Genomic DNA, 13,815 nt, shown 5'->3' on the forward strand with positions numbered 1-13,815 from the left:
TGCTGCTGGCAATCACACAATAAAAAAGCAAGAAAAAGGAACTGCTATGTCAGAACAAACCGCCGCCGTGAATAACGGCTGGATGAACCGTGCGCTCAATACCATTGAGGTGATCGGGAATAAATTACCCGATCCGGCCGTGCTCTTTGCACTGTTAATGGTGATCGTCTGGGGCCTGTCCTGGTTATTTTCCGGAATGACCTTTACCGAAATCGACCCTCGCAGCGGACAGCAGGTGCAAATTGTTAACTTGCTATCCGGGGCTGCTCTTACTCAGTTTGCCTCCAATATCGTGACAACCTTTGTTAACTTCCCGCCATTAGGTGTGGTATTGGTCGCGATGTTAGGTTTAGGTGTCGCGGAATATACCGGCTTTATTAATGCCGGTTTACGCTCTATTCTGGCCGTAACACCCAAGATGTTACTAACCCCGGTGCTGATTGCCGTGGGTGTACTAAGCCATGTGGCGGTAGACGCCGGCTATGTGCTGGTTATTCCGCTGGGTGCGGTAATTTTCTATGCTGCGGGCCGTCATCCACTGGCAGGTATCGCAGCGGCCTTTGCCGGTGTCTCCGGTGGTTTCTCTGCCACTTTCTTTGTGCCCTCCAGCCTGGACCCGTTACTGGCCGGTATGACTCAGGTTTCAGCTCAGTTGCTGGATCCAACTGTTACCATCAATCCGCTAAATAACTATATCTTTACCACCGCATCTACCTTCCTGATCGTATTAGTCGGCTGGTTTTTAACGGATAAAGTGATTGAACCGCGCCTGCAAGCCACTAAGGTTGATGGCGATACGTCACAGATGGTGAAAATGGATGCACTGAGTGCACAAGAGCGGAAAGGCTTACGCGCTGCCGTGATTTCGATGTTTGTCGTGGCCGCCCTGCTGGCACTGAGTATTGTTGTACCTGCCGCAACGCCTTGGGCAGCACCCGCTGAGCAAGTTGCCGAGGGGATGAACCCGCTGCTGGTTGCCGCCTCGCCACTGATGAAGTCGATTGTAACGCTGATTTTTGTATTCTTCCTGGTACCGGGTATCGTCTATGGTTATGTTGCCGGTACAGTGCAAACCCACCGCGATGTGATTAAAGGCATGAGCAATGCTATGAGTGGTATGGGCTACTATATCGTGATGGCGTTCTTCTGTGCGCTGTTCCTGTATGCCTTTAACCAGTCGAATCTGGGGGTATTACTGGCGTTAAAAGGCGCCAATGCGTTAAAAGCCATGGGACTACCACTGGCAATGACGCTGGTAGGTATCGTGTTTTTATCCGGTTTAGTTAACCTGGTTGTCGGCTCTGCTTCTGCCAAATGGGCTCTGATTGGCGCTATCATGGTACCGATGCTGATGGAACTGGGTATTTCACCGGATCTGACCCAGGCAGCTTACCGCGTTGGTGACTCTTCGACCAACATTATCACCCCACTGCTGCCGTACTTCCCACTGATCGTCGTGTTCTGTCAAAAGTATGTGAAGAACAGCGGCATTGGTACTCTGGTAGCGTTAATGCTGCCCTACTCTATTGCGATGCTGGTACTCTGGACTGCCTTCCTGCTTGGCTTCTGGGCACTGGATATTCCGCTGGGCTTAGGTGCCTCATACGAGTATATTCCTAACCGCTAAGCAACACGCGTTTTGACTAAGGCCCTGCGGGGCCTTTTTTTATGGATTAGCGCTGGGTTAAGACAAAACACTGTTAATATTAGCCTCAGGCTTTTTTCAGTTAAACAGAACCACAAGATGCGAACAATACGAATCTACCAACCATTAGCCTTGCCAGCCGGCGCTAAGCTTGCCCTGAGTGACGACGCGGCCAACCACGTCGGCCGGGTGCTGCGAATGCAAGCGGGACAGCCATTACAATTGTTTAATGGCGATGGCAAAAACTATGCCGCTACCATCAGCGAAGTCGGCAAGAAACAGCTATGGGTTACTATCGACAGCAGCAGCGACAATCCGGTCGAATCACCGCTGCGTATCCACTTAGGTCAGGGCATTTCCCGCGGTGACCGGATGGATTTTGCCATTCAAAAGGCGGTAGAGCTTGGCGTGACCGAAATCACCCCGCTGTTTACCGAGCGCTGCGGTGTAAAACTGGATGCCGAGCGTTTGGCAAAACGTACCGAGCAGTGGCAAAAAATTGCGATCAGCGCCTGCGAGCAAAGCGGACGCAGTGTGGTGCCCACAGTGCACACGGCGGTGAGTCTGCAACAATGGCTGACCACCCCAACAAAAGCTTTACGGCTGACCTTGGATCCGCGCGCTGCCGCCACCATTAAGACCCTAACTCCGGCCAGCGATATTCAGTTGGTAATAGGTCCGGAAGGTGGCTTTACCGATACCGAAGTCAGCCAGACCGCGGCCGCCGGCTTTACCGGTATTACGCTGGGTCCGAGAATTTTGCGCACTGAAACGGCAGCGCTGACCGCGATCAGCGCCCTGCAACTGCAATTTGGCGATCTCGCCTGAGGATAAGCATGACAGCAATTAAACTTGGCATCGTGATGGACCCGATTGCGGACATCAATATCAAAAAAGACTCCAGCTTTGCTATGCTGCTGGAAGCGCAGCGCCGCGGCTATGAAATTCACTATATGGAAATGGCGGATCTGTATTTACTGCAAGGTCAGGCCCGCGCCCGTACGCGCTTACTCAGTGTCGAACCCAACCCGGCGCGCTGGTATCACTTTGGTAGCGAACAGGATCTGGCGCTGAGCGAGCTCAACGTGATTCTGATGCGCAAAGATCCGCCCTTTGATACCGAATATATCTACTCCACCTATATGCTGGAGCGCGCCGAAGATGCCGGCACTCTGATTGTCAATAAGCCGCAAAGTCTGCGCGATGCCAACGAAAAGCTCTATACCAGCTGGTTTAGTCAGTTTACGCCAAAAACCCTGGTTAGCCGCGATCCTAAGCGCTTAAAAGCCTTCTATCAGCAAGAACAGGATGTGATTTTAAAACCACTGGATGGCATGGGCGGCGCCTCGATCTTCCGCTTAAAACCTGAAGATCCGAATGTCAGTGTAATTTTAGAAACGCTCACCGCCCATGGCAGTCAGTATGCGATGGCGCAGCGCTATATTCCGGAAATTGTCGATGGCGATAAACGAATCTTAGTGGTTGACGGCGAACCTGTGCCATACTGCTTAGCACGGATCCCCGCTTCGGGTGAAACCCGCGGTAATTTAGCCGCCGGCGGCCGTGGCGAAGCCCGTCAGCTGTCAGACAGCGACTGGGCCATTGCCAAAGCCATAGGCCCAACCTTAAAGGCCAAAGGTTTAATCTTCGTCGGTCTGGACGTGATCGGTGACAAACTGACCGAAATTAATGTCACCAGCCCGACCTGTATCCGGGAAATCGAAGCCGCCTTCCCGATCAGTATTACCGGTATGTTATTTGATGCTATTGAGCGTCGCCTGGCAGCAGGTTCGTAGTGAGTTGGTCGCACCACAGGTTGATCAAGGAGAACAGTATGCAAGGTTTCCAGAATCATTTTTTAATCGCAATGCCATCACTGGACGATCCGATGTTTAAACGCAGTGTCACTTACCTGTGTGAACATAACGAAGAAGGCGCCATGGGCATAGTGGTCAATCACCCGATGAATGTGTCACTGGCTGAGCTGTTAGAGCAGCTGGAAATCAGCTACGATGCCAAGAGTCCGGCGGCACAAGCCAAGGTGGTTGCGGGTGGGCCGGTACAGCATGACCGTGGCTTTGTATTGCATACCGCCAAGCCAGGTTATCACAGCAGTTTACAGCTGGAAAATGGTTTAATGGTTACCACCTCGAAAGATATTTTGCAGGATCTGACTACCGAGCAGGCACCGGAGAAGTTCTTACTGGCGCTGGGCTATGCTGGCTGGACTGCCGGCCAGTTGGAGCAGGAAATCGCCGATAACAGCTGGTTGGTGATCCCGGCCGACAACCGGATTATTTTTGATCTCAGCCATGCCGAGAAATGGCAAAAGGCCACTGCCAGTATCGGTATTCAACCATGGCAACTGACCGGTGAGGCAGGACACGCCTGATGACCGCCCGCACTATTTTATGTTTTGATTATGGCACTAAAAGTATCGGCGTGGCCGTAGGCTCAGAGCTTACTGGCAGCGCCACCTTGCTCGCAGCTTTAAAGGCCAAAGACGGGATCCCGGATTGGCAGCACATTGAACGTTTAATTCAGGAATGGCAACCACAGCTGTTGTTAGTGGGCTTGCCACTGAATATGGACGGCAGCGAGCAGGAGTTTACCGCCCGTACCCGTAAATTTGCCAACCGCTTACATGGCCGCTTTGGTTTACCTATTGCTTATCATGATGAGCGCTTATCCACCGCCGATGCGCGTAGCCGCTTATTCGCCGAGGGCGGCTATCGCAATTTAAGCAAAGATAAGGTGGATAGCCTGTCGGCGCAGATTATTTTTGAAGGCTGGTATGAACAACAAGGCTAAACCGGCGTTAGCGCCGGGTTATTATCAGCATTATAAAGGCGCTTATTATCAGTTGCTGGACCTGGCTCGTCATAGTGAAACCGAGGAATGGCTGGCGATCTACCGGGCACTGTATGCTGACTTTGGCCTTTGGGCCCGCCCTGCCACCATGTTTGCCGAGAACGTTGAAATTGCCGGTGAGCTGATCCCACGTTTTCAGTATATCGGCACTGAGCCGCCGGCAGGTTTAACGCTGCCAGTTGCCGATTAGGCTGCCAGCATTAACCTTGCTGCTGCCGGTACCACTCGCCTAAAATCAGGCTGGCCGCAACACTGACATTCAGTGACTCTACCTTGCCCGAGCCCGGAATTTGCAGCGCAATATCGGCACTCTTAGCCACATTTTTCGATACGCCAAACATCTCTTCGCCAAATACAATCACCACTTTGGCTGGCAAGGCAGTGTTATAAAGCGAGCTGCCGCCATGGCTGGACGTGGTGATCAGCGTATAGCCCGCGTCTTTACAAAGCTTAAGCGCCAGCGGCAAATCATCACATGCCAGGCCATCGACAAACTCACCACCGCCTTCAGCGGTACGTAAAGCGGCACCGGATTGCAATAACTGCGGCTCGCGCATAATAATGCCGTTTACGCCAAAGTGGGCGCAGCTACGGGTAATGGCGCCCAGATTATGCGGATTGCCGACCCCATCCAGTGCCAGTAAACAATCCTGTTTACGCTTTTGCCGCAAATACAGTGCCAGGCTGGTGACCGGCTTGCGTTTCACCAACAGCACTATGCCACCGTGGTGCTGACTGCCGGCCACTTTTTCCAGCTCAGTATCATCCACTAAGTGATAGGCACGCTTTTGCTGCGCCAGATATTTCATTAAGTCTGCAAACCGGGGCGCTAACTCGCTGTTGATATAGAGCCGGATAATCGCTTCCGGGCGCTGGCGGAATAACTCGCGACAGGCGTTTTCGCCATAAACTTTGCTTTCCTCCTGCCGCGGCGCCTTTGCCGTTTCTTTGGCCGCCACTTTTGGCAAACCTACTCCAACCGTAGCGCTCTGGCTAACTGCGGCTTTCGCTTTTGTCTGGCGCTGCCAGGGCTTTTGCAGTGGGTCGCGGCTTTTGGCGGCGGATGATTTTTTGTTGCTGGCAGACATGCGGTGTCCTGACGGGTTAACTAAGCTTAAGACCGGCGGCTATGATACTTGTTTTTTTATGCTAACGCAGTATCCTTGCCAGCCTGAACCCGATCTAAGGTTAATGCATGCTCAGTTACCGCCACAGTTTTCACGCCGGCAATCATGCCGATGTGTTAAAACATCTGACCGAAGTTGCCATTCTGGATTACCTGCTGCAAAAAGATAAGCCCTTGTGCTATCACGACACCCATGCCGGTGCCGGCCTGTACAGCTTGCAAAGCAGCCAGGCGCAGAAAACCGCCGAATATACTGAGGGTATCGGCAAGCTGTGGCACTATCAGCCGCAAAGCCCGTTACTTGGCAAATATCTGGATGTCGTAAAGCAGTTAAACCCGGATGGCGAACTGAATTTCTATCCCGGTTCACCCAAGATTGCCGCCATGCTGCTGCGCGCCGGCGATCAGCTGCAGGCCACCGAGCTGCATCCAAGTGATTTTCCGCTGCTGCAAAGCCAGTTTTTACAGCGCCGTTTAACGCGGATTGAGAATATTGATGCCTTCGCCGGTATTAAGGCGATGTTGCCACCTTTAGTTAAACGCGGCCTGGTATTAATTGACCCACCGTATGAGCTGAAAACCGAATATCAGGATCTGATTAAAGGCCTGCAGGAAGCCTATAAACGCTTCCCACAAGCAACCTATGCGATCTGGTATCCGGTGATTGAGCGCCATAGTATTGAACAGTTTATCGCGGCCATTGTCGCCACCGGCATTAAGAATCAGCTACGGATTGAATTTAACCTGCATGCCGACAGCCCGGGCCATGGTATGACCGGTAGCGGTATGCTGGTGGTTAACCCGCCCTATACCCTGGCACAAAGCCTGGCACCGGCGCTGTCTGAAGTACAGCAACAGCTGGGCAACCCAGCCAGTCATTATCAGATTATGCAACTTGTTGGAGAATAACCATGCGCCTGGCGCTTATCGTTTTATTGTTAACCCTGAGTAGCTATAGCTATGGCTTTGGCCGCACCGGTCATGCCATGGTGTGTGATATGGCGTTGCAGCTGTTGTCCGCTAAGGCACAGCAGCAAGTCGCCAGCCTGGTTGAAGCCTCGCCGCACCATGAGTTTGGTGCCGCCTGTGCCTGGCCGGATGAAGTGCGCAGCCAGGAGGAGTTTCGTTGGACGGCACCGCACCACTACGTCAATATGCCACGCGGCGAAAAACAGGTGAAGGCCGAATATTGCCCGGAGCATGGCTGCATTTTATCGGCGATTAGCATGATGCAACAGCGCCTGAGCGCCGATAGCAGCGACTGGCAAGCACTGCTTTTTTTAGCACATCACCTGGGTGATCTGCATCAGCCATTGCATGTCAGCTATGCTGATGACCTTGGCGGCAACCGCACTGCAGTCTATTTCTACAGCCACGAACTGCCAACCAATCTGCATGGCGTCTGGGATAGCAATATGCTGCATAAGCTTGGCTATGACGAAGATTTTCTGCTGCAGGAGCAGTTATTTGAACAAATTACCGCTGAGCAGCGCGCCAGCTGGCAACAGGGCGAGGTACTCGATTGGGCCAATGAGTCGGCGGCCATTACCTATGATATTTATCAACATTACCGCCCCGGCATGTTGATTGACGATGCCTATCTGGAACAATACCAAGGGGTGCTGCTAACCCGCTTGCAGCAGGCAGCAGTGCGCTTGGCGCTAGTGTTGGAACAGTTACTAGGTGAATAACTTGTGAACTTGAGGTATCTGACCCCGAACTAAGGTTCGGGGTCAGATACCTTTGGTTTTTGGTTGCTGCTACCGTTGCTATTAGCGGATCCAGCCTTTACTAATTTGCCGGAATAACTCTGTACCAGCCCGCTCCAGCCACTCAAAGGCAACCATCTCACGACTCACCAGCACCGCACCTGCCTGCTGCATCCGGTTTAACCCCAGTTGCTTATTTTCAGCGGTACGGGAGCCTACCGCATCCGTCACCACAAATACCTGATAGCCCGCCGTCAGCAAATCCATAACAGTTTGCAGCACACAAACATGGGTCTCAGTACCTATTACCACCACCTGACGGCGACCACTCTCTGCCAGGCGCTGCTGAATATGGGCTTCGCGACAGGCACTAAAATGGATTTTCTCCAGCACCGCATCTGGTGTCAGCCATTCCAGTACCGAAGGTAAGCTGTGTCCCAAGCCTTTGGGGTAATGCTCAGTAGCCAGTACCGGCACCTGACATAAACCGGCGACCTGTAACAACCAAATCGCTGCGCGTTCCACTTCATCAGTCAAGTCGATGGCAGGAGCCAGTTTGGTTTGTAAATCAATGACCAGTAGCTGACTTTGTCCGGCGTTAAGTAACATGAAGTACTCCTGAACTGATTCGGCTGACTTAAAACAGCTAACTTAAAACTGACCGCGCCATAAGGCATGACACAGGGTTTCGTCTTTATCACGGCTTAGCAGAATGCGCGCTAATATTTGATCTTCCGCACCTGCTTCACCACTGAGACCAATTTGTGCCTCAAAATGCAGTTCCGGATCCAGCTCGCCGCCGGCTAATTCTTCCCAGCCGGCACCTGGCGGCAGCAAATCGACATAACTACGGTTTTCATAGTGTTGCTGATAGGTCTGATAATCACTGGCGCTTAAATTATCCGGCGCCAGTTCGTCAAAAATATCAAAGGCATGGTCGCACAATTCATCCAGCGACCAGAGTTCTACATGTTGCATCTTTGTCTCCTGCTTGGTGTACCTCAGTATAACACTGCTGCCCGGTGCAAACAGCTTTTGCCACCAAACAACGCGTTATCAGACTGGCAATAGGTGTATAATTGCCGGTAATACACATTGCGGATCTGACTCTCAACAAGGTTGCGGGACAACAGGGTTGCAGCTCCGCTCCCAACTACAGGCTTGGTTATGTATATCTGTCCACTTTGTCAGGCGCCACTGCTACAACAGGCACAGCAGTTTCGCTGTCCACAGCGCCACAGCTTTGATCTGGCCCGCGAAGGCTATGTGAACTTACTGCCGGTACAACAAAAAAAATCTAAAGATCCCGGTGATAATCAGTTAATGATGCAGGCAAGGCGTCAGTTCCTGCAAGCCGGCTGGTATCAGCCTGTCGTGACGGCCCTGCTTGAGCAGCTGTCAGCCTTGGCGGTAAGCGAACTGTTGGATTTGGGTTGTGGTGAGGGCTATTACAGCGGTCAACTGCAGCAGGCACTGCCGGCGTTGGCAATCAATGGCGTAGATATTTCTAAAGCAGCAATTAAAGCCGCTGCCAAACAGTATCCGCAAGTTCGCTTTGCCGTTGCCAGCAGTTACCAGTTACCTTTCGCAGCCGCCAGTTTTGATGCCATTTTGCGCATCTACGCCCCTTCGCTGGATGCAGAGCTATGCCGGGTATTGCGTGACGGTGGCGCTTTGTTCAGTGTCAGTCCGGCGCCGGAGCATCTAAAGGAAGTCAAGGCGGCGGTTTACCCGCAGGTACGGTTACACAGCGCTGAGGTGGTCGCCATCGACGGCTTACAACATGTGCAGCGACAGCGGCTAAGTTTTAGCTTACAGCTGCCGGCCGATGATCTAAAGGCGCTGATTACCATGGTACCACTGGGCTGGAAATTCAGTCCGCCGGCGCTGGAGCACTTTATCGCCGGCGCACCGGCGATAAGCTGTGACTTTTATCTGGATCGCTATCAAAAACCGCTGCCCTGAACCGGCAGCAGCACTTAAACAGTTAACAATCAGCCGCTTTGGCTTGAGGTGGCGAGGCTTGAGATTGCGAAGCTGGCGCTTTGCACCCGGCCAGCATCAGCTGCCGGTCCTGCTGCTGCAAAGCCGTAAACATGGTGGACCAGAAATGGGTCGTTAATTCGGTGATCACTCTGGACTCGGCATTCATCAGGATCACCAACCCCAATTCGCGCTCTTTGGAATAGGCCAGTTCGGCGCGAAAACCCTGCACCCAGCCACCGTGAAATACCAGCTGTTCCTGTCCAAACTTATACAGGCGCCAACCCAGACCATAGTGCGCATCCTTCAGGTGAGGCCGCCACATCTGGCGATTTAAGTAGCGCGGTGTCCTGACCTTACGGCTGGTGATTTGCTCCAACAAGGGTTCAGGCAGCACGTCCGGGTTATATCCCAGTTGGGCAATCAACCAGTAGCCTAAATCAACCGCACTGGCATTAACACCGGCTGCCGGCGCAAAGCGATAGTAGCTCTCATTCACCGCGCGGGCGTGCCACTGGCCCCGTGCTTTAACATGCGGTGTGGCCCGGTTTGGGCTATCCAGATAGCCCTGTAACCCCACCGTCGCGGTCGGCATTTTTAACGGTTCAAAAATATTTCGCTTCAACAGGGTGGCATAGTCCTGCTTGGTCGTTTGCTGCATCACCGGCTCAATCAGGCTAAATAACACATTCTGATAGCCATAACACTGCCCCGGATTACACAGCGGATCGAGCTTATTAAAATGCGGAATAATCCGCTCTGGCGGGTAATTAGCCTCAATCAGGTTATCGTAGGCATTGGCTATCACCCCGGTACTTTGCGATAACAGGTGTTCAACCTTCAGCTTATTATTAAACGAGCGTGTTTTAAAGCTTAGTTCCGGTACATAACGCACCACCGGATCGTCCCAGCGAAAATGGCCTTGCGCTGCCAGTATTGCCGCCAGACCGCCAGCAAAGGTTTTGGATACGGAAGCAATCCGGAATACGGTATAGGCATCTACCGGCAAATTCGAGCCCACTTCCCGCACACCATAACCATTGGCAGCGATAATGCGGTTCTTATACACGATGGCATAGGCAGCGCCGGGAATGTTTTGCTCCGCCATTTGTTGTTGAAAAAACTGCTCAAACTCCCGTACCAAAGGATCGGGAACGGCGGCATTGGCAAGACTACTGGTGAGCAGTAACACCAGACTACAGACTCTTTTCAGCACTGGGACCTCGGCAACGTCAGGTTGCTTATTCAGTTTTCTTATATTGTTAACGCCGTTCACACCAACACAGCGTCTTATCTTATCTCACTATCATAGCAGTAACTTTTAGGCTTGCTCCAGCCGCAGCCAGCGAAAAGCCGCGATTAATCGTATTTTTTCGCCTTCTCAGCCGGCTTTACACAACCTTTACCCTACCCCCTCTTTGTCAGTCTGGCGTAACTGGTTATAGTAAAATCAGAAATTTTATGGAGTTATTTCTATGCGCCTTTGGCAGATCCTGATTGTTGTCGCCTTGCTGGCCGGGCTGGGCTGGTACCTGATGCCCGATAATAAAGAACAAATTCAATATCAAACCCAAAGCGTCAGCCGCGGTGATATTGAGAGCGTGGTCAATACTGCCGGCACCACCCGTGCCGTAGTCACGGTGGAGGTCGGTACTGAAGTCTCGGGTCTGATCACCGAATTACTGGCTGATTTTAATGACGATGTGACTCAGGGTCAGCTGATCGCGCGCCTCGATGACCGTACTTATCTGGCCAGATTACGCCAATCCGAGGCCGACGTGGTGATGGCCAAAGCCAATCTGGAGCAACAGCAGGCCAACTTATTAAAAGCCGAAGCAGAATTAAGCCGGGCCGAGCGCGCCCACCAACGCCAGCAACAACTGATGCGCCAGGGGCTGACCAACCAGAGTGAACTGGACACCGCCTTGGCAAACTTTGAAACGGCACGGGCGCAAATCAGTGTCGCCCGTGCTCAGATCAGCAGCGCTCAGGCACAATTGCTGCAACGGGAAGCGCAGTTAGAGCAGGCCAAACTGGATCTGGATCGTACCCAAATCCGCTCTCCGGTCAATGGCACCATTATTGACCGGCAGGTTGATATTGGGCAGACCGTTGCCGCCAGCCTGTCAGCACCAACCCTCTTTACCATAGCGCAGGATCTGCGACAGATGCAGATAGAAGCCGACGTTGACGAAGCCGATATCGGTAAATTAGCTGAAGGCCAGCAAGTCAGATTTCAGGTCGATGCCTATCCGAACCGCCAGTTTAACGGCCAGGTGTCGCAGGTACGCAAAGCTGCGACCAACGTTTCCAATGTCGTGACCTACAAAGTGATTATTGATGCACCGAACCAACAGCAATTGCTGTTACCCGGCATGACAGCCAATATCAATGTCATTCGTGGCCAGCAAACTGACGTGCTGCGGGTACCTAATGCCGCGCTGCGTTTTCGGCCCGCCGGCGCAGCCAACCCCGCAGCTTCGCAACCGGATCCGGCTGCTGAGTTGATCCGGGAGCTGGGATTAAGCAGCGATAAAGCCAGTGCGGTGCGTCGGGTCTTTGCTGACTTTACCAGTGGCTTACAGCAGGCGCGCAGCGCCAGTGCCAATAACCCGATGACTGATATGCGGGCGCAGATGCAGCAACTGCGACAAAAGCTAAACAATGAGTTACAGCTGGTGCTGTCGGAGCAGGAGTATCAGCGCTACAGCGAAATAAACGCCCAGCGCCGGCAGCAACGGGGCCAGGGTGACAGCGGCACGGCAGCCACTGTCTGGGTACTGGATAGTAAGCAACAACCCAAGGCCATCAACCTTAGGGTTGGCCTTAGCAATGACGAGTACAGCGAGGTGTTGTCCGGTGAACTCAGCCAGGGCGACAAGGTGATAGTCCGCGCAGTCAGGGTGGAATAAATGCAAAACGCGGTGATGGCAACCCTGAAGGTTGAAAAACACTACCGGATGGGTGAACAGGTACTTAAAGCCTTAAAAGGGGTCAGTGTCGGTATCGGACAAGGCGACTTTGTTGCGGTGATGGGGCCTTCCGGCTCGGGTAAGTCCACCTTTATGAATATGCTCGGCTGTCTTGACTCTCCGAGCAGCGGGCAAATATTACTGAAAGGCACCGATGTTACCCGGATGAGCGCCGCTGAACTGGCGACAGTGCGCAACCGGCACATCGGCTTTGTGTTTCAGCAGTTTAATTTACTGCCACGCACCACTGCACTGGACAATGTGATGCTGCCACTGCTCTATACCGCTATGCCAAGGGCACAAGCCCGGGAGCGGGCCAGGCACTGTCTGGAGCTAGTTGGTCTGGGTAAACGCCTTGACCATCATCCATCACAGCTTTCTGGTGGTCAGCAACAACGGGTGGCGATTGCCCGGGCACTGGTAAATGAACCAGATATTATTCTGGCGGATGAACCCACAGGTGCACTGGATACTGAAACCGGGCTCGAGATCATGGCCTTATTCCAGCAACTGCATCAGCAAGGTAAAACACTGGTGCTGGTTACCCACGAGCCGGATATCGCCGCCTTTGCCAGCCGGCAACTGGTATTTCGCGATGGCTTACTGCTGACCGATCGGCAAAGTTCGCCACTGGATGCGCAGCAAGCACTGGCAGACTTCAGGCAACACCGATTGGCGGAGGCACTGAAATGAATAGTCTGATGCTGTTAAACGTAGCCTGGGTGGCACTGCGGGTCAATTTACTGCGCAGTATTCTGACCATGCTGGGGATTATTATTGGTGTCGCCGCGGTTATTATTATGCTGGCACTGGGCTCCGGTGCCCGTTACGAAGTAGACCAACAGATCAAGAACCTTGGTGGTAATGTCTTTATTGTGTTTAGCCGGATGCGTTTTATGGGCGGCGCCCAGCAAGGTGGCACCGGTCAGAGCCTGACCGAGATGGATGCCCTGGCTATTGAAAATCAGATCCCGCAGGTAACAGTGGCCGCGCCCATGGTGCAATCGTCGGGTCAGGTGATCTACGGCAACCTGAACTGGGCTCCCAGTATCCTCGGTGTCGATAATAAGATTTATCAGGCCCAAAGCTGGTCACTCGCCGAAGGCCGCACCTTTACTGAAACCGAGCTAAGCAGCGCGGGTCGGGTAGCGGTAATTGGCCAGACCGTAAAACGTGAGCTATTTGGTGCCAGTGATCCGCTGGGGCAAACCGTGCGCATTAACAAGGTACCGGTCACCATTATCGGCGTATTAAACGGCAAAGGGCAGAATACTCAGGGCAACGATCAGGATGATATCGTCTTTATGCCGATTGATACCGTGCGTAAAAGGATCTCCGGTATCACGCTGTCGAGCCCGAAAGCCGTGCGCTCCATAGTAGTGCAGGTGGCCTCCGATCGGGATATGCCACTGGTGGAACAGGAGCTGGATGCCCTGCTCAGACAGCGGCTGCGCACCACCGCTAACGACCCGCCGTTTCGGATCCGTAATTTATCCGAGATGGTCGAAA

15 protein-coding genes and 1 pseudogene are annotated in these 13,815 nt (G+C 52.9%); 12 read left to right on the forward strand and 4 right to left on the reverse strand.

The window, feature by feature from the left end:
- Window positions 1-46: 46 nt before the first annotated feature.
- The 6 genes from AJE_RS03230 to AJE_RS03255 all read left to right on the forward strand — a co-directional run bounded on the left by AJE_RS03230 (window position 47) and on the right by AJE_RS03255 (window position 4,706).
- Window positions 47-1,627 carry an AbgT family transporter gene (locus AJE_RS03230; RefSeq protein ID WP_008949641.1) on the forward strand — a complete coding sequence of 527 codons (1,581 nt, stop codon included), beginning with the start codon at window positions 47-49 and terminating at the stop codon, window positions 1,625-1,627.
- A gap of 117 nt (window positions 1,628-1,744) precedes the next feature.
- On the forward strand, window positions 1,745-2,473 hold the full coding sequence (gene rsmE, locus AJE_RS03235) for a 16S rRNA (uracil(1498)-N(3))-methyltransferase (protein ID WP_039927950.1): 729 nt from the start codon (window positions 1,745-1,747) through the stop codon (window positions 2,471-2,473).
- An 8-nt stretch (window positions 2,474-2,481) separates the two neighbouring features.
- The gene (gene gshB, locus AJE_RS03240) at window positions 2,482-3,441 is read left to right on the forward strand and encodes a glutathione synthase (RefSeq protein WP_008949643.1); all 960 of its coding nucleotides are present in this window, start codon (window positions 2,482-2,484) and stop codon (window positions 3,439-3,441) included.
- Window positions 3,442-3,479: 38 nt separating this feature from the next.
- The gene (locus tag AJE_RS03245) at window positions 3,480-4,037 is read left to right on the forward strand and encodes a YqgE/AlgH family protein (protein WP_008949644.1); all 558 of its coding nucleotides are present in this window, start codon (window positions 3,480-3,482) and stop codon (window positions 4,035-4,037) included.
- Entirely contained in the window at window positions 4,037-4,456 is a 420-nt protein-coding gene (gene ruvX / locus AJE_RS03250; protein WP_008949645.1) for a Holliday junction resolvase RuvX, read from the forward strand. The genes AJE_RS03245 and ruvX overlap by 1 nt, the downstream gene beginning before the upstream one ends.
- Entirely contained in the window at window positions 4,440-4,706 is a 267-nt protein-coding gene (locus AJE_RS03255; RefSeq protein ID WP_008610037.1) for a DUF1653 domain-containing protein, read from the forward strand. The genes ruvX and AJE_RS03255 overlap by 17 nt, the downstream gene beginning before the upstream one ends.
- 10 nt (window positions 4,707-4,716) lie before the next feature.
- Here AJE_RS03255 and AJE_RS03260 read toward each other — a convergent pair whose 3' ends face one another.
- Window positions 4,717-5,604 carry a tRNA/rRNA methyltransferase gene (locus tag AJE_RS03260; RefSeq protein WP_008949646.1) on the reverse strand — a complete coding sequence of 296 codons (888 nt, stop codon included), beginning with the start codon at window positions 5,602-5,604 and terminating at the stop codon, window positions 4,717-4,719.
- 107 nt (window positions 5,605-5,711) lie between these two features.
- Here AJE_RS03260 and AJE_RS03265 point away from each other — a divergent pair, with 107 nt between their 5' ends.
- Together AJE_RS03265 and AJE_RS03270 are read left to right on the forward strand one after the other, a co-directional pair.
- Window positions 5,712-6,551: a 23S rRNA (adenine(2030)-N(6))-methyltransferase RlmJ gene (locus AJE_RS03265; RefSeq protein ID WP_008949647.1), complete on the forward strand. Its 840-nt coding sequence runs from the start codon at window positions 5,712-5,714 to the stop codon at window positions 6,549-6,551.
- A gap of 2 nt (window positions 6,552-6,553) precedes the next feature.
- Window positions 6,554-7,333 carry a S1/P1 nuclease gene (locus AJE_RS03270; RefSeq protein WP_008949648.1) on the forward strand — a complete coding sequence of 260 codons (780 nt, stop codon included), beginning with the start codon at window positions 6,554-6,556 and terminating at the stop codon, window positions 7,331-7,333.
- A gap of 81 nt (window positions 7,334-7,414) precedes the next feature.
- On the opposite strand, the gene AJE_RS03275 is transcribed toward AJE_RS03270, so the two are convergent.
- The gene (locus tag AJE_RS03275; protein WP_008949649.1) at window positions 7,415-7,960 is read right to left on the reverse strand and encodes a hydrolase; all 546 of its coding nucleotides are present in this window, start codon (window positions 7,958-7,960) and stop codon (window positions 7,415-7,417) included.
- Window positions 7,961-8,002: 42 nt separating this feature from the next.
- A complete protein-coding gene (locus AJE_RS03280; RefSeq protein WP_008949650.1) occupies window positions 8,003-8,329 on the reverse strand; it encodes a DUF440 family protein in 327 nt (108 codons plus the stop codon).
- Window positions 8,330-8,518: 189 nt separating this feature from the next.
- Between AJE_RS03280 and rlmA the strand changes: the two genes are divergently transcribed.
- The gene (gene rlmA / locus AJE_RS03285) at window positions 8,519-9,316 is read left to right on the forward strand and encodes a 23S rRNA (guanine(745)-N(1))-methyltransferase (RefSeq protein WP_008949651.1); all 798 of its coding nucleotides are present in this window, start codon (window positions 8,519-8,521) and stop codon (window positions 9,314-9,316) included.
- A 22-nt stretch (window positions 9,317-9,338) separates the two neighbouring features.
- Here the strand turns inward: rlmA and AJE_RS03290 are convergent, their stop codons facing one another.
- Window positions 9,339-10,550 (reverse strand): serine hydrolase domain-containing protein, encoded by a 1,212-nt coding sequence (locus tag AJE_RS03290; RefSeq protein WP_237709289.1) that lies wholly within the window; start codon window positions 10,548-10,550, stop codon window positions 9,339-9,341.
- Between the two features lie 259 nt (window positions 10,551-10,809).
- On the opposite strand from AJE_RS03290, the gene AJE_RS03295 reads away from it, so the two are divergent.
- The 3 genes and pseudogenes from AJE_RS03295 to AJE_RS19040 all read left to right on the forward strand — a co-directional run.
- Window positions 10,810-12,246 (forward strand): efflux RND transporter periplasmic adaptor subunit, encoded by a 1,437-nt coding sequence (locus AJE_RS03295; RefSeq protein ID WP_008949653.1) that lies wholly within the window; start codon window positions 10,810-10,812, stop codon window positions 12,244-12,246.
- A complete protein-coding gene (locus tag AJE_RS03300) occupies window positions 12,247-12,999 on the forward strand; it encodes an ABC transporter ATP-binding protein (RefSeq protein WP_008949654.1) in 753 nt (250 codons plus the stop codon).
- 68 nt (window positions 13,000-13,067) lie between these two features.
- Window positions 13,068-13,727: pseudogene (locus AJE_RS19040) on the forward strand (ABC transporter permease); the annotation flags it as partial.
- Window positions 13,728-13,815: the final 88 nt, after the last annotated feature.

It is taken from the genome of Alishewanella jeotgali KCTC 22429 (assembly GCF_000245735.1).
In the GTDB taxonomy this organism is placed as follows: Bacteria; Pseudomonadota; Gammaproteobacteria; order Enterobacterales; family Alteromonadaceae; genus Alishewanella; species Alishewanella jeotgali.

What these genes read in the sequence shown, in the direction of transcription:
- AJE_RS03230 (WP_008949641.1), top strand. Translation starts at nt 47, where the DNA reads ATGTCAGAACAAACCGCCGCCGTGAATAACGGCTGGATGAACCGTGCG.
- rsmE (WP_039927950.1), top strand. Translation starts at nt 1,745, where the DNA reads ATGCGAACAATACGAATCTACCAACCATTAGCCTTGCCAGCCGGCGCT.
- gshB (WP_008949643.1), top strand. Translation starts at nt 2,482, where the DNA reads ATGACAGCAATTAAACTTGGCATCGTGATGGACCCGATTGCGGACATC.
- AJE_RS03245 (WP_008949644.1), top strand. Translation starts at nt 3,480, where the DNA reads ATGCAAGGTTTCCAGAATCATTTTTTAATCGCAATGCCATCACTGGAC.
- ruvX (WP_008949645.1), top strand. Translation starts at nt 4,037, where the DNA reads ATGACCGCCCGCACTATTTTATGTTTTGATTATGGCACTAAAAGTATC.
- AJE_RS03255 (WP_008610037.1), top strand. Translation starts at nt 4,440, where the DNA reads ATGAACAACAAGGCTAAACCGGCGTTAGCGCCGGGTTATTATCAGCAT.
- AJE_RS03260 (WP_008949646.1), bottom strand. Translation starts at nt 5,604, where the DNA reads ATGTCTGCCAGCAACAAAAAATCATCCGCCGCCAAAAGCCGCGACCCA.
- AJE_RS03265 (WP_008949647.1), top strand. Translation starts at nt 5,712, where the DNA reads ATGCTCAGTTACCGCCACAGTTTTCACGCCGGCAATCATGCCGATGTG.
- AJE_RS03270 (WP_008949648.1), top strand. Translation starts at nt 6,554, where the DNA reads ATGCGCCTGGCGCTTATCGTTTTATTGTTAACCCTGAGTAGCTATAGC.
- AJE_RS03275 (WP_008949649.1), bottom strand. Translation starts at nt 7,960, where the DNA reads ATGTTACTTAACGCCGGACAAAGTCAGCTACTGGTCATTGATTTACAA.
- AJE_RS03280 (WP_008949650.1), bottom strand. Translation starts at nt 8,329, where the DNA reads ATGCAACATGTAGAACTCTGGTCGCTGGATGAATTGTGCGACCATGCC.
- rlmA (WP_008949651.1), top strand. Translation starts at nt 8,519, where the DNA reads ATGTATATCTGTCCACTTTGTCAGGCGCCACTGCTACAACAGGCACAG.
- AJE_RS03295 (WP_008949653.1), top strand. Translation starts at nt 10,810, where the DNA reads ATGCGCCTTTGGCAGATCCTGATTGTTGTCGCCTTGCTGGCCGGGCTG.
- AJE_RS03300 (WP_008949654.1), top strand. Translation starts at nt 12,247, where the DNA reads ATGCAAAACGCGGTGATGGCAACCCTGAAGGTTGAAAAACACTACCGG.